This is a genomic window from Enterobacter cloacae complex sp. 394F7 (assembly GCF_057320385.1).
Genome location: NZ_JBXWCS010000006.1, coordinates 97,634 through 115,463 on the forward strand (window position 1 = coordinate 97,634; position 17,830 = coordinate 115,463).

Annotated in this window: 17 protein-coding genes; 6 read left to right on the forward strand and 11 right to left on the reverse strand. The window is 57.6% G+C overall.

The window, feature by feature from the left end:
* Positions 1 to 291: 291 nt before the first annotated feature.
* Entirely contained in the window at positions 292 to 2,283 is a 1,992-nt protein-coding gene (locus AC2FAK_RS10930; protein ID WP_023620525.1) for a S8 family peptidase, read from the forward strand.
* A 33-nt stretch (positions 2,284 to 2,316) separates the two neighbouring features.
* Here AC2FAK_RS10930 and ureG read toward each other — a convergent pair whose 3' ends face one another.
* From ureG to plsY, 9 genes are all read right to left on the reverse strand, one after another.
* The gene (ureG, locus tag AC2FAK_RS10935; protein WP_023620524.1) at positions 2,317 to 2,934 is read right to left on the reverse strand and encodes an urease accessory protein UreG; all 618 of its coding nucleotides are present in this window, start codon (positions 2,932 to 2,934) and stop codon (positions 2,317 to 2,319) included.
* A gap of 9 nt (positions 2,935 to 2,943) precedes the next feature.
* On the reverse strand, positions 2,944 to 3,618 hold the full coding sequence (locus AC2FAK_RS10940) for an urease accessory protein UreF (protein ID WP_013098771.1): 675 nt from the start codon (positions 3,616 to 3,618) through the stop codon (positions 2,944 to 2,946).
* On the reverse strand, positions 3,618 to 4,157 hold the full coding sequence (locus AC2FAK_RS10945) for a HupE/UreJ family protein (RefSeq protein WP_020689458.1): 540 nt from the start codon (positions 4,155 to 4,157) through the stop codon (positions 3,618 to 3,620). Before AC2FAK_RS10945 ends, AC2FAK_RS10940 begins: the two co-directional genes overlap by 1 nt.
* 9 nt (positions 4,158 to 4,166) lie before the next feature.
* Positions 4,167 to 4,631: an urease accessory protein UreE gene (gene ureE / locus AC2FAK_RS10950; RefSeq protein ID WP_095454887.1), complete on the reverse strand. Its 465-nt coding sequence runs from the start codon at positions 4,629 to 4,631 to the stop codon at positions 4,167 to 4,169.
* A gap of 9 nt (positions 4,632 to 4,640) precedes the next feature.
* Positions 4,641 to 6,344: an urease subunit alpha gene (gene ureC, locus AC2FAK_RS10955; RefSeq protein ID WP_095454888.1), complete on the reverse strand. Its 1,704-nt coding sequence runs from the start codon at positions 6,342 to 6,344 to the stop codon at positions 4,641 to 4,643.
* Positions 6,337 to 6,651 (reverse strand): urease subunit beta, encoded by a 315-nt coding sequence (locus AC2FAK_RS10960; RefSeq protein WP_013098767.1) that lies wholly within the window; start codon positions 6,649 to 6,651, stop codon positions 6,337 to 6,339. The genes ureC and AC2FAK_RS10960 overlap by 8 nt, the downstream gene beginning before the upstream one ends.
* A gap of 10 nt (positions 6,652 to 6,661) precedes the next feature.
* Positions 6,662 to 6,964 (reverse strand): urease subunit gamma, encoded by a 303-nt coding sequence (locus tag AC2FAK_RS10965; RefSeq protein WP_003862556.1) that lies wholly within the window; start codon positions 6,962 to 6,964, stop codon positions 6,662 to 6,664.
* A 10-nt stretch (positions 6,965 to 6,974) separates the two neighbouring features.
* Complete coding sequence (locus tag AC2FAK_RS10970) at positions 6,975 to 7,802, reverse strand: urease accessory protein UreD (RefSeq protein ID WP_094915923.1); 828 nt, start codon at positions 7,800 to 7,802, stop codon at positions 6,975 to 6,977.
* Between the two features lie 146 nt (positions 7,803 to 7,948).
* A complete protein-coding gene (plsY, locus tag AC2FAK_RS10975) occupies positions 7,949 to 8,563 on the reverse strand; it encodes a glycerol-3-phosphate 1-O-acyltransferase PlsY (protein WP_014833311.1) in 615 nt (204 codons plus the stop codon).
* A gap of 106 nt (positions 8,564 to 8,669) precedes the next feature.
* On the opposite strand from plsY, the gene folB reads away from it, so the two are divergent.
* Both folB and bacA read left to right on the forward strand, forming a co-directional pair.
* Complete coding sequence (folB, locus tag AC2FAK_RS10980; RefSeq protein ID WP_013098764.1) at positions 8,670 to 9,038, forward strand: bifunctional dihydroneopterin aldolase/7,8-dihydroneopterin epimerase; 369 nt, start codon at positions 8,670 to 8,672, stop codon at positions 9,036 to 9,038.
* A 106-nt stretch (positions 9,039 to 9,144) separates the two neighbouring features.
* Positions 9,145 to 9,966, forward strand: a complete 822-nt coding sequence (gene bacA, locus AC2FAK_RS10985) for an undecaprenyl-diphosphate phosphatase (RefSeq protein WP_014833310.1) — start codon at positions 9,145 to 9,147, stop codon at positions 9,964 to 9,966.
* 10 nt (positions 9,967 to 9,976) lie between these two features.
* On the opposite strand, the gene AC2FAK_RS10990 is transcribed toward bacA, so the two are convergent.
* Positions 9,977 to 11,218, reverse strand: coding sequence for a multifunctional CCA addition/repair protein (locus AC2FAK_RS10990; RefSeq protein ID WP_045902672.1), 1,242 nt, complete (start codon positions 11,216 to 11,218; stop codon positions 9,977 to 9,979).
* Positions 11,219 to 11,279: 61 nt separating this feature from the next.
* Positions 11,280 to 11,900, reverse strand: a complete 621-nt coding sequence (locus AC2FAK_RS10995; RefSeq protein WP_013098761.1) for a TIGR04211 family SH3 domain-containing protein — start codon at positions 11,898 to 11,900, stop codon at positions 11,280 to 11,282.
* A 238-nt stretch (positions 11,901 to 12,138) separates the two neighbouring features.
* On the opposite strand from AC2FAK_RS10995, the gene AC2FAK_RS11000 reads away from it, so the two are divergent.
* From AC2FAK_RS11000 to hldE, 3 genes are read left to right on the forward strand one after another with little or no spacing between them, the layout of a single operon-like run.
* Positions 12,139 to 13,440, forward strand: a complete 1,302-nt coding sequence (locus AC2FAK_RS11000; protein WP_023620519.1) for a CYTH domain-containing protein — start codon at positions 12,139 to 12,141, stop codon at positions 13,438 to 13,440.
* 18 nt (positions 13,441 to 13,458) lie between these two features.
* Positions 13,459 to 16,317 carry a bifunctional [glutamate--ammonia ligase]-adenylyl-L-tyrosine phosphorylase/[glutamate--ammonia-ligase] adenylyltransferase gene (glnE, locus tag AC2FAK_RS11005; protein WP_095454890.1) on the forward strand — a complete coding sequence of 953 codons (2,859 nt, stop codon included), beginning with the start codon at positions 13,459 to 13,461 and terminating at the stop codon, positions 16,315 to 16,317.
* Between the two features lie 40 nt (positions 16,318 to 16,357).
* Positions 16,358 to 17,788: a bifunctional D-glycero-beta-D-manno-heptose-7-phosphate kinase/D-glycero-beta-D-manno-heptose 1-phosphate adenylyltransferase HldE gene (gene hldE, locus AC2FAK_RS11010; RefSeq protein ID WP_013098758.1), complete on the forward strand. Its 1,431-nt coding sequence runs from the start codon at positions 16,358 to 16,360 to the stop codon at positions 17,786 to 17,788.
* Positions 17,789 to 17,830 lie beyond the last annotated feature (42 nt).

Consider the following 17,830-nt stretch of genomic DNA (forward strand, 5'->3'; position numbering starts at 1 on the left):
TAAAAGAGGGATAGTGTACAAACCGCCCGCGGATATTGATTGTCCTTTAAAAGATATTTTAATTTTAAAATATTCGCGAATGCTTCTCGTTGAAATCTCAAAATAGTATTGAGGATATTTTTATTCTTTTTGTTTATTGACATGCGATCGTAAATGTTTCTGGTTGGAGAATATCGCTATGCAGAATTATCTTATTAATTAAAAGAGTTCTCTAATAGTTCCTGTTGGCATTTTAATTTATTTTTGAAAATGAAAATCTACTCTCCATGTCATAAAGGAATATTGACAAAAATGAAAAAAAGTATCTTATCAATATTAGTCTGTGCAGCCATTACCTGCACTGCGTATGCGCAAACCGGACCATCCGTACAACAGGAACAACCGCAGGTGCTGCAGGGCGTTTCGTATGATGCCATTGTCGTTAAGCTCAAGCCAGGAAAAGCCAAAACCTATCAGCTGAAACTTCATGATCCCGCTTTGGTTGCCACCCGTATGTATCATGCGGAGAACCTAAGTAGTGAACGTGCCGCCGAACTGGCCAAACTGAACGAGCGCTATGGTTTTGATCGCTATCTACGTATTACTTTGCCTGCGGACAAAAAGCAGGATCGAAACTATATCGAGAATATTATTACCGCGCTTGAACAGAATCAGGATGTCGAGTCTGTTTCTCCAGAAGCGTTGCCCGTATTTCAAGAAACTGAGCAGACTTCGGCTAAACTGAAGTCAACGGTAAATAATAATCTCGGTGCGGTATCAGTACCCGATTTTCGCGATCAGCAGGATTATTTAAAAGCCCCTACAGATAAGCGTGTGGGTTATTATATGGGTGGGGTAAACCGCGACAGTGTAAATCAGTATAAAGGCAATGAAGGTGAAGACATCACCATTGTTTCCTCTGAAAACTGCGGCTGGAATACTAACCATGTGAATTTACCGCCAATGGCGTTCGTGAAGGGGCCCAATGAGGTTACCTGCAGTGAACGGGAACATAATACAGCTTCTGTCGGGATCCTCGCTGCGCGGGATATTGGCAGCGGCGTTCGTGGGTTAAGTGATAAAAGTAAGATAGGTTATGCGGCCTGGCCGGCGTCCAACCTCTATAACGTTATTCCCCTATTAAAAGCGGGGGATGTTGTCTCGCTAAACATGCAGACCTACGGCGGTGAAATCGCAGGAACCTGTACCAAAAATTGTTATATCCCCATTGAATGGCTGGACAGTTACTATAACGTCATTAAGGCGCTGACCGATAAAGGCGTGTTTGTTATTACCTCCGCAGCCAACGGAAACATCAACCTGGATTCGCCAGCCTTTAACGGCAAGTGGGATCTTAACGTCCGGGATTCCGGTGCGATTATCGCCGGGGCATTCTGCTCAAAAGACGGTAAAAAAGCGAGTTTTAGCACCTACGGTTCGCGCGTGACCAGCTCCTCAAGGGGGTGTAATGATGTCACCACAACCGGTTATGGCAACCTCTATAACAGGACTAATGCAACCTATACCAGCACTTTTGGCGGGACATCGTCAGCCACGCCAATTGTGGCGGGCGTAGTGGCCAGCCTGTCGGGCATTGCCAAAGCTCACGGAATTACGGTCACGCCGCGGCAGATGCGTCAAATTCTTGCTGAAACGGGTACGCCGATCGCTAACGGTGACTCTGCGAAAGTGGGTACGCAGCCCGATATGGAGCGCGCGGTCGCCCGCATTCTGGCGCTAAAAGATGGGGGAGATATGACGATCCCAGCCCCAACCGCTGCGGCAGGCGCGGATTACACCATGGTCTCCCCGACCACTGGCGTGAGCACCTACCCGCTGGATGGCAGCAAGAGCCTGAATGCCAAATCGTATAACTGGAGCGTGACGAAAGGGGCGGAAACCTTCTCGCTGGAGGCGAACCTGAACGGCACGCTGGTGAAGAGCGTGGATAGCGCGCATGCCTATGCCGTTATTCCTGCCAACAGCGAAGGAGAAGCGGTTTTCACGCTGACCACAACCGGCGCAGATGGCCGGACCGCGACGGACAGCATGACCATTAAGGTCACTAAGCCTGCGGTACCCGCGAAAGACGACACCACGGAAAAAGATGACACGCCGGTAAAACCTGCCGCACCGGCCTATAACGCCAAAATCGCTTATCCGACCAAATGCACCAAAGTCTCTTACAACGGTAAAATTTGGTTCAACCAGTGGTATGTCAACCCGGGTCAGGAAACCCCGGGAACCGGCGGCCAGTGGGGCGCGTGGCGCGAGCAGGGTTCTTCCAGTAACAGCTGTAAATAACCCTCACGGCCTGGCATTGCGCCAGGCCTTTTTTCAGATCCGCAGCATCCCTTTCTCTTCCAGAAACGCAATAATCGTTGCCAGACCGTCACCCGCTTTCAGGTTGGTAAAGGCCCACGGACGCTCGCCGCGCATGCGGTTGGTGTCGCGCGCCATCACCTCCAGCGAGGCACCCACGTACGGCGCGAGATCGGTTTTGTTGATCACCAGAAAATCGGATTTGGTGATCCCCGGCCCGCCCTTGCGCGGGATCTTCTCCCCTTCGGCGACGTCGATCACGTAGATCGTCAGATCCGCCAGCTCCGGGCTGAAGGTGGCGCTCAGGTTATCGCCGCCGCTTTCGACGAAGATCAGATCCAGATTGCCGAACTTCTCGCTGAGCGCTTCCACTGCGGCCAGGTTCATCGAGGCATCTTCGCGAATGGCGGTGTGCGGGCAGCCGCCCGTCTCTACGCCCACAATGCGCTCCGGCTCAAGCGCGCCCGCTTCGGTCAGAATGCGTTGATCCTCTTTGGTGTAGATATCGTTCGTCACCACCGCCAGATGATACGTATCGCGCATCGCCTTGCAGAGCGCTTCCAGCAGCGCGGTTTTGCCCGAACCGACCGGGCCGCCCACGCCAACGCGCAGGGGATGTTTGTAATCAGCCATGTTGCATCCTCAGGAACGGAATAACCGTGAATATTGTGTTTCGTGGCGGGCAGAGGCGATGGCGGAAAGCGGCGTCGCCGCGCCCAGTGCCTCATCGTCACGTAAAAATGCCTGTTCAAACCCGGCGGCAAAATGGTCGCTGAGTTCGATAATCAACTGTTGTGCGGCCTGTTGCCCAAACGGTACCAGCTTGACGCCGGCCATTACCGCGCTCTCAATCCAGCTGTAGCCCAGACTCAGAGCCAGCTCGTGCGCACTAATACCCCAACGCACGCCGAGCCACGCCATGCCGCTGAGCTGGCTTTGCATAAACAGCGGCTGCCAGAGGGGCGGGCAGTCCGGCTCCCAGCTTTTGATGAGCCGCGTAAAGGCGGCGCCGCGATTGCGTTCTTCTTCCCGCAGTTCACGGGTTTCCCGGCAGGCGAGCAGGTATGACGTCCAGCGTTTTGCTGCCGCCAGATCGCCCTCTTCACAGGCCCGATAGAGCCGGGCAAATAGCGGCAGGTCGACGCAGAAAAAACTCTGCTCCATCTGCAGGGTTTGCCAGTTTTTGAACGCCTCTGCGTCGGTAACCCAGCCTGTCTCGACGGCCCACTCCAGCCCCTGCGACCAGGTAAACGACCCGACCGGCAGGCTGCTACTGGAGAGCTGCATCAGACGCAGCCGCTGGCGGGCGAGTTCCATCAGCTCATCAGCGCCAGCAGGGCAGAGACGATAAGCCCACCGCCAAAGGTTTTACGCAGTCCGTCGTGACGGCGCAGCAGTAACCCGGCGGCGAAGCTGGCGCAAAGCACCGTGGCGCTGGCCAGCATAAAGCCGCTGGTGAAGAGCCAGAAGCTGTGGCCGGACATCTCCACCCCGTGCGCCCAGCCGTGGAACATTGCCAGGGCAGGCACCGCCAGCAGCAGACGATTTTCGGTTTTAAACATCATCACGCCGCAGACGCCCAGCGAGGCGATAATCAGCATCTCCATGCCGCTAAAACCGCCGAGCAGGCTGCCCGCAATGGCACCGACAAGCATCATCCCGAGAGTGGCAAAAGGCAGCAGCAGCTTGCGGCCGCTCAGCGCGGAGAGCACGCCCGCACCGGCGAGCATCAGCAGGTGATCAAGTCCGGTCAGCGGGTGGAAAAAACCAGCATGGAAGCTGTCGGCACCGTGTCCCGGATGTGCCAGTGCAGGCAGGGAAAAGGCCAGCAGTAACAGGGGTAAATATTTACGCATGATTAATCCTTAATGTGAATGAGCGTGAGAGTGGCTATGGCTGTGGGCTTCGCTGGTGTAGGCCCCCGCTTCAGGTTCAAACGGCAGGCTGGCGAAGGTGACCCCCAGCCCAAACTGGCGCAGCATGTCGTCGAGGACGTGATCGTGGTGATAGCGCAGCTCACCGGGCATGATTTGCAGCGGCACGTGGCGGTTGCCCAGGTGATAGCAGGCGCGGGCGAGGAGGAACGGATCGTCGCAGCGCACCACGGAGACGGACTCCGGGGCGGCAATCACTTCGATGACTTCGCTGCCGTCTTCGTTACAGAGCAGGTCGCCGCCGCGCAACAGTAAACCGCGCGGCAGCATGAGCCCGGCTTCGCGCCCGTCATTCAGCGCCACGCGGGCGCGGCTTTTCACCCGCACGTCAATCGGCAGCGTGACGCTGGCGGTAATCGGATGCGCATGGTCCAGGCGTTGGGTTAAATAGATCATCATCACTCCTCAAAACAGGAAATAGCGTTGCGCCATCGGCAGAACGTCAGCCGGTTCGCTGGTTATCAGTTCGCCGTCGACGCGCACTTCATAGGTTTGCGAATCGACGGTGATATTTGGCTGCAGGCCGTTGTGGATCATGTCGGCCTTTTTCACCGTGCGGCAGCCTTTGACCACCGCCGTGGCGCTCTGCAGGTTGAGCTGTTGCGTTATTCCCAGCGCGTCAGCAGCCTGCGAGACAAACGTCAGCCGGGTGGCGTGACGCGCAGCACCCAGTGCGCCAAACATCGGACGATAATGGACCGGTTGCGGCGTGGGAATCGAGGCGTTGATATCCCCCATCGGAGCGCAGGCAATCATCCCACCCTTAACGATGGTGGCGGGTTTCACGCCAAAGAACGCCGGGGACCAGACCACTAAATCCGCCAGCTTACCCGCTTCGATGGAGCCCACTTCATGGGCGATACCGTGCGTCAGCGCCGGGTTAATGGTGTATTTGGCGATGTAGCGCTTCACGCGAAAGTTGTCGTTATCGCCAGTCTCTTCCGGCAGTGCGCCGCGCTGCACCTTCATGCGGTGCGCCACCTGCCAGGTGCGGAGAATCACTTCGCCCACGCGGCCCATCGCCTGGGAATCAGAGGAGGTCAGCGAGAATGCGCCGATATCGTGCAGCACATCCTCCGCGGCGATGGTTTCCCGGCGAATGCGCGATTCGGCAAAGGCTACGTCCTCGGCGATATCCGGATCGAGGTGGTGGCAGACCATCAGCATATCGAGATGTTCATCGATGGTATTGACCGTATAGGGCAGGGTCGGGTTGGTGGAGGAGGGCAGAATATTCGGGTGCGCACAGGCGGTAATAATATCCGGCGCGTGGCCGCCACCGGCCCCTTCCGTGTGGAAGGTATGGATGGTGCGCCCGCCGATGGCCGCCAGCGTGTCTTCGACGAAACCGGATTCGTTCAGCGTGTCGCTGTGCAGCGCCACCTGGATATCCATCTCTTCCGCCACCTCCAGCGAGCAGTTGATGGCCGCAGGCGTTGCGCCCCAGTCTTCGTGGATCTTCAGCCCGATGGCCCCGGCGGCTATCTGCTCGCGCAGGGCATCCGGGTTAGAACCGTTGCCTTTGCCCAGCAGGCCGATATTCACTGGCAGGGTATCGGCAGCCTGCAGCATGCGGGCGATATACCACGGCCCCGGCGTGCAGGTGGTGGCGTTGGTCCCTGCCGCGGGACCTGTGCCGCCGCCGATCATCGTCGTGACGCCGGAAACCAGCGCCTCTTCGGCCTGCTGCGGGCAGATCCAGTGGATATGAGTATCGATCCCGCCAGCGGTGACGATCTTTCCTTCGGCGGCGATCGCTTCCGTGGCGGCACCGATCGGGATCGTCACCCCGGGCTGAATGTCCGGGTTGCCAGCTTTACCGACGGCGAAGATCCGCCCGTTCTTCACGCCGATATCCGCTTTCACGATCCCCCAGTGATCGACAATCAACGCGTTAGTCAGCACCAGATCCACGCAGTCATCCGCGGTCATCTGCCCCTGGCCCATACCGTCGCGGATCACTTTCCCGCCGCCGAATTTGACCTCTTCGCCGTAGACGGTGAGATCGTTTTCGACTTCGATCCACAGCTCGCTGTCGGCTAAACGCACTTTATCGCCGGTGGTGGGGCCGAACATATCGGCATAAGCCTGGCGCGAAATCTCAGCCATTTTTCACTTCTCCCATCACGTCACCCCGGAAACCGAAAATGCGTTGCGCCCCGGTGACCTTCACCAGCGTCACTTCGCGCTTCTGGCCGGGTTCGAACCGCACCGCGGTGCCTGCCGGGATATTCAGTCGAAAGCCCCGGGTGGCTTCCCGGTCAAATTTCAGCGCCGGATTCACCTCGTAAAAGTGATAGTGCGATCCCACCTGGATAGGCCGGTCGCCGTGGTTTTCGACGATGATGAGCCGGGTTTCTCGCCCGACGTTGAGGGCAATATTGCCGGACTGGATCTGGTATTCGCCTGGGATCATCACGCGCTCCTTACACGATCGGGTTATGCACGGTGACGAGTTTTGACCCGTCCGGGAAGGTGGCTTCCACCTGAATATCCGGGATCATCTCCGGTACGCCCTCCATCACCTGGTCGCGCGTCAGGACGTGACGGCCCGCTTCCATCAGTGAGGCGACGGTTTCGCCATCGCGCGCGCCTTCCATAATGAAGGCGCTGATCAGCGCGACCGATTCCGGGTAGTTGAGCTTTACCCCGCGCGCAAGGCGGCGTTCGGCAACCAGCGCGGCGGTGAACAGCAACAGCTTGTCTTTTTCTCTGGGGGTCAGTTCCATAACGTTTCTCTTATGTCTGCCAGATACGCGGCGAACAGGCGGTTTTGGTGGTGAGAAGCGGGCGAAGCGACTGCCAGATATCGCGCATCACCCGCTGGCAAATCAGGTTGTCGTGGGAGAGAAAACGCACCGACAGCAGATCGTCAGTGAGCGTCGCCCCGGCAAAGGTATTCAGTGGTGCGAGCAGCTCACGCGCCGTGTCGAGGTGCGTTTCTCCGGCCGGATAGAACAGCAGCGTACCGAGCCACGGCTGCCCGGCAACAGGGGTAAGATCGCCGTCGCTGAGATGCTGACGCTCAATCAGACGTGGCTCGTCATCCACCCAGACCTCAAGGCGGCTCTCCAGCGTGCCGTGGCTGAAGGTCTCGCCGATCACCGGGCGACCCAGACAGTACAGCTCCCACGCCAGCAGCGTGCTGGAGGCCTTCAGGTGGAAGACGGAGCGCAGCGCGGCATTGGCGCCGGGAAAGATAATGGTGTCCTGCGGCAGCCACTCCAGCGTGGACGCCTCATCGAGATAAAAGTGCTGGTTAAGGCGGGCCTGTGGGCCGCTGCTGCGATAGAACTTACTGGCGCCGGGCATGGTGATAAGCGCGTGGCTATTGGCGTCCAGACGTACGGTAATATCCAGCCTGTCACCGCCCACCACGCCACCCGGCGGGTGCAGCAGATAAAGGTGGCAGGTTTCCCCTTCGGGGTAGAACGGACGCTGTACCGTGAGCGGCCCGACGTGGTGCGCGGCATGGAGGAGGGTTTTCTCAGGCGTGTGGCAAAACCGCAGGTCAAGTGAGGCCTGCCAGCCTTTGTACGAACTATCAGTGACCTGAGTTGCTAACATGGTGCTTCCATTCGCGCGCCCGGGAGATACGTTTCAGTATGCCCTGGCGGAAATGAAGGCTGTCATATGAGTCGCTTATGGATAAGACTTTGTCGTTCCCGGCGCGCAGGCGCGGCGCTGCCGGGATAAATGAGGGGCGCTGCACTTTATTCAGGATCTTTTTTCTTTCGCTTGAGCTTCGTCCAGATTTTCGTCTCCTGACGTCGCCACAGACGCTGAATATTATCGTGATGACGCAGCAGGATAAGGCAGGAGAGCATCGACACCGGGAAGGTGAACTGGGGTTTAAACCACCAGACATAGAATGGGGCAATCAGCGCGCTGACAATGGCGCCCAGCGACGAATAGCCGCTCAGAAGAATAGTCAGCAGCCAGGTGCCTGCCATCACGCCTGTGAGATCCCAGCCGATGGGCGCGATGGCACCAAAGGCCGTCGCGACGCCTTTGCCGCCTTTAAAACCGAAGAATACGGGCCAGATGTGGCCGACACAGGCGGCGATGGCAATAAGCCCCAGCCAGAACGGGGTCACGCCCAGCGCATACGCGCCCCAGACGGGTAACATCCCTTTCAGAACGTCAAAAATCAAAACCGCTACGGCTGCTCCCTTGCCGCCAATTCGTAGTACATTGGTCGCTCCCGGATTCCCGGAGCCACTTTCGCGCGGGTCAGGTAACCCGGCAATGCGGCAGACCAGAATGGCGCTGGAGATTGAGCCGCAAAGGTAGGCGAGGAGAATCATTCCAGGCGCGATTGCACTCATAACGCTGTTCCGTTTTGAAAATGTATCTGTATTCTCAGCATCTGTGGATAATACGCATAATTCACCGGAAGTGGTATCCGGTTTAGCCAAAAGCAGGCAGGTCGTGATGGATATTGTATTTATAGAGCAACTTTCGGTAATCACCACTATTGGTGTTTACGACTGGGAACAGACCATCGAGCAGAAGCTGGTGTTCGATATCGAAATGGGCTGGGATAACCGCAAGTCGGCAAAAAGTGATGACGTGAATGACTGTCTGAGCTATGCCGACATTAGTGAAACGGTCATCGCCCACGTTGAAGGGCAGCGTTTTGCGCTGGTGGAGCGCGTGGCGGAAGAGGTGGCAGAGTTACTGCTGACCAAATTCAACTCGCCGTGGGTGCGCATTAAGCTGAGTAAGCCGGGCGCGGTGGCGCGTGCCGCCAATGTGGGGGTCATCATTGAGCGTGGCACAAATCTGAAAGGAAAGATTTAACGTCATAATAGCTAAACCATTTTAGGTTATATCGGTCTTAAAGCTGTATCTTTCACGGTAGCTGTTGGGGCGACCGTTTTTTTTATATTTTTTTAGGGGTTTATAGATGAGCGATATGCACTCGCTGCTGGTGGCGGCAATTCTGGGTGTGGTCGAAGGATTGACGGAGTTTTTGCCGGTTTCCAGTACGGGCCATATGATTATTGTTGGCCACCTGCTGGGCTTTGAAGGCGATACCGCAAAAACGTTCGAGGTGGTCATCCAGTTGGGTTCCATTCTGGCTGTGGTCGTGATGTTCTGGCGTCGTCTGTTTGGGCTGATCGGCATCCACTTCGGGCGTTTGCCACAGCGTGAAGGAGAGAGCAAGGGCCGCCTGACGCTGATTCATATCCTGCTCGGGATGATCCCGGCGGTGGTGCTGGGGCTGGTTTTCCACGACACCATCAAATCGCTGTTTAACCCGATTAACGTGATGTACGCGCTGGTGGTCGGTGGTTTCCTGCTGATTGCGGCGGAAGTGCTGAAGCCAAAAACGCCGCGCGCAGAAGGTCTGGATGATATGACGTATCGCCAGGCCTTTATCATTGGCTGTTTCCAGTGTCTGGCGCTGTGGCCGGGCTTCTCCCGTTCAGGAGCAACGATTTCCGGCGGGATGCTGATGGGTGTAAGCCGTTACGCGGCATCTGAGTTCTCGTTCCTGCTGGCGGTGCCGATGATGATGGGCGCCACCGCGCTGGACCTCTACAAAAGCATTGGTTTTCTCACCACGGGCGATATTCCGATGTTCGCCGTGGGCTTTATCACCGCCTTTATCGTGGCGCTGATTGCCATTAAAACCTTCCTGCAACTGATTAAGCGTATCTCGTTTATCCCGTTCGCGATCTACCGCTTTATCGTCGCGGCTGCGGTATACGTGGTCTTCTTCTGACCGGCTGCCCTCAGTCTTTTGGCTGAGGGCAATGCTTTTCCTTCCACTCTGAAACCGCCTGAATCCGCCGTTTCGTCAGCTCTTCGCGAATTTCCGGGCCTTTAAATCCTGCTTCGACGACCTCTTTGGTTGGCACGGCTTTGGCCACCTCCCACGCGGCGCGCAGCAAGCGCCCCTGCGGATAGTCGCACGCTTCGAACCCGGTGCGCCCACGCACGTCAGCCTCGCTGGTGAGCGCGATCTGCTCGACGCGCTGGGGTTTACGCCAGGCGTCGATGTTATCGAACAGCTTAACGATGGTGGCCGGTTTCAGGATCGGGAAGGTGTGGATAAGGTCGTGGAATTCGGCCACCAGTTTCGCCAGATCGCGGATCTCGTTCGGCACCCGCAGGCGCTGGCACAGCCCCTCGACCAGCTTCACCCCAGCCGGGCCGTGCCCGTGATGGCGAGGCCAGAATTCTTTTGGCGTTAAGCCTTTGCCGAGATCGTGGCACAGCGTTGAGAAGCGCACGTCCACCTCCGGGCTGAGCATGGCCGCCATACTGAGCGTCATCAGGGTGTGCACGCCAGTGTCGATTTCCGGGTGCCATTTCGCCGGGGCAGGCACACCAAACAACGCGTCTATCTCCGGGAACAGCACCTTCAGGGCGCCGCAGTCGCGCAGCACCTGGAAAAAGACCTGTGGGTTGCGGGTGGTGAGGGCGTTCTCCGTCTCTTTCCAGACGCGCTCTGGCGTCAGGTGTTCAAGCTCACCCGCCTTGGTCATGGCGGTCATCAGTGCCATCGTCTCATCGGCAATACGGAAACTGAGATGGGCGTAACGTGCGGCAAAGCGCGCCACGCGCAGCACCCGGAGCGGATCTTCCGAAAACGCCGGGGAGACGTGACGTAAAAGACGGTTGCGCAGATCGTCCTGGCCGCCATAAGCATCAACGATCTGGCCGTTCTCGTCCTGCGCCAGCGCGTTGATGGTGAGATCGCGACGCAGGAGATCCTGCTCCAGCGTGACGTCGGGCGCGGCATAGCAAGTGAAGCCAGTATAGCCGGAACCGGATTTACGCTCCGTACGCGCCAGGGCGTACTCTTCCCGGCTTTGCGGATGGAGAAACACGGGAAAATCGCGGCCTACCTGCTGGTAGCCCGCGTTAAGCATCTCTTCGGGGGTGGCGCCTACCACCACCCAGTCTTTATCTTTGACCGGCAGACCTAACAACGCATCACGTACCGCACCACCGACCAGATAACTCTTCACGCCCTACACTCCCGTTTTCTCTTTTGGCAAGATAATACGTAAGTCTGGCAGAGAAGACGAATTAGTTCATCCAGCGGTCTTTACGTTTACGGCTTGGGATCAGGTGTGGCAGAACAAGACCCAGCACCAGGCCGACGCCCAGCACGCCGCCGCCATACATAAACCACTGCATGATGATGGTGCGCTGTTTGTCATCGAGCTGCAGATTAGCGGCATTCACCTTCTTCTGCGCCACAATCAGCTCGTTCTTCAGTTTCTGGTTCTCTTCTTTCAGACCGTTAATCACGCTGTCGCTCTGCGCGACTTTCTGCTGCATTTCAGCGGTGCGCTGGTTCCAGGTACCGTCAATGTTGTTCAGCTTATCGGTGAGGGTTTTCACCTGGTTTTCCAGATCCGGCACGCGGGTGCGCAGGCTTGGCACGGTGCTCAGCTCTTTCAGTGGGATCCAGGAGGTACGGCCGGAACTGTCGCGAACCTGACCATAATTGGTCTCGGTGTTGGTCTGTAACAGGGTGACTTCCTCGCCGGCATTTACCGTACCCACGAGGCGATAATTATCTCCGGGGCCGCTACGTACCCAGGTGTTCAGTTCGTCAGAAACGTAACGCTTTTCTTCAGCGTGGACCGCAGTCGCGGCGCTAAAAGCGAGTAAAGTAAGTCCAATCAGGCGTAATTTAAGCATATCAGTCGTTATTTTCATAAATAGTGGAACGATAGTAGTGGCATCAGTGTCTCTACGCAAAGGATTCGTCATCAATCAGAATCATCTGTGTCCCGATTGCCGCCGCTGCAAACTTTTTACGCCCGTCAAATTGCTCATTGCGTGGCAATTTGGCGCAAAATACTATGTACTGACAAACAAATGGCGAGGAAGTTCGCCTTCATCGACGCGTCTGTGACGCACGCAAAAGTACAAGGCTATGGCACAAGAGATCGAATTAAAGTTTATCGTCGAAAAAGACAGCGTTGACGCGCTCCGCCAGCATCTGCAAACGCTGTCCGGCGAACACCATGAACCCGTACAGCTGCTCAATATCTATTACGAAACGCCGGACAACTGGCTGCGTCGTCATGATATGGGCTTGCGCATCCGCGGCGCGAACGGGCGCTACGAGATGACGATGAAAATCGCCGGTCGCGTTGTGGGCGGTTTGCATCAGCGCCCCGAATACAATATCGACATCAATCAGCCAGAACTTGAGCTGGAACGTTTACCGGCAGAAGTGTGGCCAAACGGCGAACTGCCATCCACCCTGGCAGCAGAGGTGCAGCCGCTGTTCAGCACCGATTTCTGGCGCGAGAAATGGCTGGTAACGGAAGGCAAAAGCCGCATTGAAATCGCCCTTGATTTGGGCGAGGTGAAAGCGGGGGAATACCAGGAGCCAATTTGCGAACTGGAGCTTGAACTGCTGGAAGGCGAGACGAACGATGTGCTGAAGCTGGCGCGTAAGCTAGTGAGTCAGTCAGGCTTACGTCAGGGCAGCCTCAGCAAAGCCGCCCGCGGCTATCATCTGGCCGCCGGGAACGCGCCACGGGCGCTGAAAGAGACCCCTGTGTTACGCGTAGCCCCAAAAGCCAGCGTTGAGCAGGGCATGGAGGCGGCTCTGGAGCTGGCGCTTTCGCAGTGGCAGTACCACGAAGAGCTCTGGGTGCGTAATGTGAAAAACGCAAAAGCCCACGTCCTGGCCGCCATCGGTCTGGTTCGTCATACTCTGATGCTGTTTGGCGGCATCGTGCCTCGCAAAGCAAGTGCTCACTTACGCGATCTGCTGACACAAACTGAAACGCTGATGCTCTCTGATGTGTCTGCGCAAACGGCGATCTACAGCCCGCAAACCGCGGCCGCCAAACTGGCGCTGACCGAGTTTCTGGTGACGCGCGGCTGGCGCACTTTCCTGGACGCGAAAGCCCAGACCAAAATCGCAGAAAACTTCAAACGTTTCGCGGATATCCACCTCTCCCGCCATGCCGCAGAGCTGAAAACCACCTTTGCTTATCCGCTGGGTGACCAGTACGGCGACCAGCTGATCCGTCTGACGCGCAACATCGACTGCATGCTACTGCTGTCGGGTGCCTATGATGACGTCAAAACGCAGGCATGGCTGGAAAACTGGCAGGGGCTGAAACATGCCATCGAAACCCGTCAGCATATTGAGATTGAGCATTTCCGCAACGAGGCCATTTCGCAGGAGCCATTCTGGCTGCACAGCGGAAAACGTTAACTCTGGCAAGGAACCCCTATAATGCCGCTTTCTTCGCAGTTACAGCAGCAGTGGCAGACCGTTTGCGAACGTCTGCCTGAGTCATTACCGGCGTCATCGTTAAGCGAGCAGGCAAAGTGCGTGCTCACGTTCAGTGATTTTGTGCAGGAAAGTATTACTGCTAACCCGGACTGGCTGGTGGAGCTTGAAAACGCCCCGCCGCAGGCTGACGAGTGGCGGCATTATGCAGGCTGGCTGCAAAGCGCGCTGGCTGAGGTGGCGGATGAAGCCACGCTGATGCGCGTTTTGCGCCAGTTTCGCCGCCGGGTGATGGTTCGCATTGCCTGGGCGCAGGCGCTTGAGCTGGTCAGTGAAGAGAGCACGCTCCAGCAGTTGAGCGAGCTGGCGCAGACGCTGATTGTCGCTGCGCGAGACTGGCTTTACGCCGCCTGCTGTAAAGAGTGGGGCACGCCGTGCAGCGAGGAAGGGGTTCCTCAGCCGCTGTTGATTCTGGGGATGGGCAAGCTGGGCGGCTGCGAGCTGAACTTCTCCTCCGATATCGACCTGATTTTTGCCTGGCCGGAGAACGGCTCCACGCGCGGAGGCCGTCGTGAACTGGACAATGCCCAGTTCTTCACCCGTCTTGGCCAGCGTCTGATCAAGGCGCTGGATCAGCCGACGCAGGACGGTTTTGTCTATCGCGTGGATATGCGTCTGCGTCCGTTTGGCGACAGCGGCCCGCTGGTGCTGAGCTTTGCGGCGCTGGAAGATTACTATCAGGAGCAGGGGCGCGACTGGGAGCGTTACGCGATGGTCAAAGCGCGGATCATGGGTGACAGCGACGACGCTTACGCCAACGAACTACGCGCCATGCTGCGCCCGTTTGTGTTCCGTCGCTATATCGACTTCAGCGTGATCCAGTCCCTGCGTAACATGAAAGGGATGATCGCCCGTGAGGTACGCCGTCGTGGGCTGAAAGATAACATTAAGCTCGGCGCGGGCGGCATTCGTGAAATCGAGTTTATTGTCCAGGTCTTCCAGCTTATCCGCGGTGGTCGCGAGCCGTCGCTGCAATCCCGCTCGTTGCTTCCGACGCTGTCGGCGATTGAGCAACTCCATCTCCTGCCAGAGGGGGACGCGCAAACCCTGCGTGAGGCATACCTGTTCCTGCGTCGTCTGGAAAACCTGCTGCAAAGCATCAATGACGAGCAAACCCAGACCCTGCCGGGGGATGACCTGAACCGGGCGCGTCTGGCGTGGGGCATGCGCGTGGACGACTGGGCCGCATTGACCGAACGGCTGGAGGCGCATATGGCAGGCGTGCGCCGTATCTTTAACGAGCTGATTGGCGATGATGAAAGCGAATCGCAGGACGATACGCTCTCTGAACACTGGCGTGAACTGTGGCAGGATGCCCTGCAGGAAGATGACACTACGCCCGTGCTGGCGCACCTGAGCGACGACGATCGCCATCGGGTGGTGGCGCTGATCGCCGATTTCCGCCTCGAACTCAACAAGCGTGCCATTGGTCCGCGTGGTCGCCAGGTGCTGGATCACCTGATGCCGCACCTGCTGAGCGATGTCTGTTCCCGTGCCGACGCCCCGGTGCCGCTTTCCCGCATGATGCCGCTGCTGAGCGGCATTATTACGCGTACCACCTATCTTGAACTGCTGAGCGAATTCCCGGGGGCGCTGAAGCACCTGATCACGCTCTGCGCGGCGTCACCGATGGTGGCCAACAAGCTGGCGCGTTACCCGCTGCTGCTGGATGAACTGCTCGATCCTAATACCCTCTATCAGCCGACGGCGACCGATGCCTACCGCGATGAGTTGCGCCAGTATCTGCTACGCGTTCCGGAAGAAGATGAAGAGCAGCAGTTGGAAGCGCTGCGCCAGTTCAAACAGGCCCAGATGCTGCGCGTCGCGGCGGCGGATATTGCCGAAACGCTGCCGGTGATGAAAGTGAGCGATCACTTAACCTGGCTTGCGGAAGCGATCATCGATGCGGTGGTGAATCAGGCGTGGATCCAGATGGTGGCGCGTTACGGTCAGCCAAAACATCTTGCTGAACGAGAAGGCCGCGGTTTTGCCGTGGTGGGCTACGGCAAGCTCGGCGGGTGGGAGCTGGGATACAGTTCCGATCTGGATTTAATCTTCCTGCACGACTGCCCGGCAGACGTGATGACCGACGGCGAGCGAGAAATTGACGGACGCCAGTTCTATCTGCGTCTGGCCCAGCGCATTATGCACCTGTTCAGCACCCGCACGTCATCGGGGATTCTGTACGAAGTGGATGCCCGTCTGCGCCCGTCCGGCGCGGCTGGCATGCTGGTGACCTCAACGGAATCCTTCGCCGATTATCAGAAAAACGAAGCCTGGACGTGGGAGCATCAGGCGCTGGTGCGCGCCCGCGTGGTGTATGGCGATCCGCAGTTAAAAACGCAGTTTGATGCCATTCGTAAAGCGGTGATGACCACCCCGCGTGAAGGCAGTAAGTTGCAGACCGAAGTGCGCGAAATGCGTGAAAAAATGCGTGCGCATCTGGGCAATAAACACCGCGATCGGTTTGATATTAAAGCCGATGAGGGTGGCATTACCGACATTGAGTTTATCACCCAGTATCTGGTGCTCCTGCACGCGCATGACAAGCCGAAGCTGACCCGCTGGTCGGATAATGTGCGCATTCTGGAGCTGCTTGCGCAAAACGACATCATGGATGAGCAGGAGACACAGGCCTTAACCCGCGCCTACACCACGCTGCGCGATGAGTTGCACCACCTCGCCTTGCAGGAACAGCCGGGCCATGTGGCGCTCGACTGCTTTACCCGTGAACGCGACCAGGTGAAAGCGAGCTGGCAGAAGTGGCTGGTGGAACCGTGCGTAACAAAACAAGTGTGATATCATCGCGCGCAAATTGTGAATCTTTCTGGAGTCAGGAATGAAAGTAACACTGCCAGAGTTTGAACGTGCTGGAGTTATGGTTGTCGGCGATGTAATGCTTGATCGCTACTGGTATGGGCCGACCAGCCGTATCTCCCCGGAAGCACCGGTGCCGGTCGTTAAGGTCGATACCATTGAAGAGCGTCCTGGCGGCGCGGCAAACGTGGCGATGAACATTGCTTCTCTGGGCGCGCATTCGCGTCTGGTGGGCCTCACCGGTATCGACGATGCAGCGCGCGCGCTGAGCAAGTCGCTGGCGGACGTGAACGTGAAGTGCGATTTCGTTTCTGTTCCGACGCACCCGACCATTACCAAGCTGCGCGTGTTGTCGCGTAACCAGCAGCTGATCCGCCTCGACTTTGAAGAAGGGTTTGAGGGTGTTGATCCTGAGCCGCTGCACGAGCGCATTAATCAGGCGCTGGGCAATATCGGCGCGCTGGTACTGTCTGATTATGCCAAAGGGGCACTGGCAAGCGTACAGCAGATGATCCAGCTGGCGCGTAAAGCCAATGTGCCGGTACTGATCGATCCGAAAGGCACTGACTTTGAGCGCTATCGCGGCGCAACGCTGCTGACGCCAAATCTCTCTGAGTTTGAAGCGGTGGCGGGCAAGTGCAAGTCGGAGGCGGAGATCGTCGAGCGCGGTATGAAGATCATCGCTGACTTCGAGCTATCTGCACTGCTGGTGACCCGCTCCGAGCAGGGAATGACGCTGCTGCAGCCGGGCAAAGCGCCGCTGCATATGCCAACCCAGGCGCAGGAAGTGTATGACGTGACGGGTGCCGGTGATACGGTGATTGGCGTGCTGGCGGCAACGCTGGCGGCGGGTAACTCCCTCGAAGAAGCGTGCTACTTCGCGAACGCCGCGGCGGGCGTGGTTGTCGGTAAACTCGGGACCTCTACCGTTTCGCCAATCGAACTGGAAAACGCTGTGCGCGGCCGCGCCGATACCGGTTTTGGCGTCATGACGGAAGAAGAGCTGAAAGTGGCCGTTGCCGCCGCGCGTAAACGCGGTGAGAAAGTGGTGATGACCAACGGCGTATTCGACATTCTGCACGCGGGCCATGTCTCTTATCTGGCGAATGCACGCAAGCTGGGCGATCGTCTGATTGTGGCGGTGAACAGCGATGCCTCGACCAAACGTCTGAAGGGCGAAACGCGTCCGGTGAATCCGCTGGAGCAGCGTATGATTGTGCTCGGCGCGCTGGAAGCGGTGGACTGGGTTGTGCCGTTTGAAGAAGACACGCCTCAGCGCCTGATTGCAGGCATTCTGCCTGACCTGCTGGTGAAAGGCGGCGATTACAAACCGGAGCAAATCGCGGGCAGCGAAGAGGTCTGGGCCAACGGCGGTGAAGTGATGGTGCTCAACTTTGAGGACGGGTGTTCAACCACCAACATCATCAAAAAGATCCAGAAAGACAGTCAGTAAAAAACGGGCCAGTTGGCCCGTTATTTCACCCTCTCCCCGTGG

What these genes read in the sequence shown, in the direction of transcription:
- plsY (WP_014833311.1), bottom strand. Translation starts at nt 8,563, where the DNA reads ATGAGTGCAATCGCGCCTGGAATGATTCTCCTCGCCTACCTTTGCGGC.
- folB (WP_013098764.1), top strand. Translation starts at nt 8,670, where the DNA reads ATGGATATTGTATTTATAGAGCAACTTTCGGTAATCACCACTATTGGT.
- hldE (WP_013098758.1), top strand. Translation starts at nt 16,358, where the DNA reads ATGAAAGTAACACTGCCAGAGTTTGAACGTGCTGGAGTTATGGTTGTC.
- AC2FAK_RS10965 (WP_003862556.1), bottom strand. Translation starts at nt 6,964, where the DNA reads ATGGAACTGACCCCCAGAGAAAAAGACAAGCTGTTGCTGTTCACCGCC.
- AC2FAK_RS10960 (WP_013098767.1), bottom strand. Translation starts at nt 6,651, where the DNA reads ATGATCCCAGGCGAATACCAGATCCAGTCCGGCAATATTGCCCTCAAC.
- AC2FAK_RS11000 (WP_023620519.1), top strand. Translation starts at nt 12,139, where the DNA reads ATGGCACAAGAGATCGAATTAAAGTTTATCGTCGAAAAAGACAGCGTT.
- AC2FAK_RS10930 (WP_023620525.1), top strand. Translation starts at nt 292, where the DNA reads ATGAAAAAAAGTATCTTATCAATATTAGTCTGTGCAGCCATTACCTGC.
- ureC (WP_095454888.1), bottom strand. Translation starts at nt 6,344, where the DNA reads ATGGCTGAGATTTCGCGCCAGGCTTATGCCGATATGTTCGGCCCCACC.
- AC2FAK_RS10995 (WP_013098761.1), bottom strand. Translation starts at nt 11,900, where the DNA reads ATGCTTAAATTACGCCTGATTGGACTTACTTTACTCGCTTTTAGCGCC.
- ureE (WP_095454887.1), bottom strand. Translation starts at nt 4,631, where the DNA reads ATGATCTATTTAACCCAACGCCTGGACCATGCGCATCCGATTACCGCC.
- ureG (WP_023620524.1), bottom strand. Translation starts at nt 2,934, where the DNA reads ATGGCTGATTACAAACATCCCCTGCGCGTTGGCGTGGGCGGCCCGGTC.
- AC2FAK_RS10940 (WP_013098771.1), bottom strand. Translation starts at nt 3,618, where the DNA reads ATGGAACTCGCCCGCCAGCGGCTGCGTCTGATGCAGCTCTCCAGTAGC.
- bacA (WP_014833310.1), top strand. Translation starts at nt 9,145, where the DNA reads ATGAGCGATATGCACTCGCTGCTGGTGGCGGCAATTCTGGGTGTGGTC.
- AC2FAK_RS10945 (WP_020689458.1), bottom strand. Translation starts at nt 4,157, where the DNA reads ATGCGTAAATATTTACCCCTGTTACTGCTGGCCTTTTCCCTGCCTGCA.
- AC2FAK_RS10970 (WP_094915923.1), bottom strand. Translation starts at nt 7,802, where the DNA reads ATGTTAGCAACTCAGGTCACTGATAGTTCGTACAAAGGCTGGCAGGCC.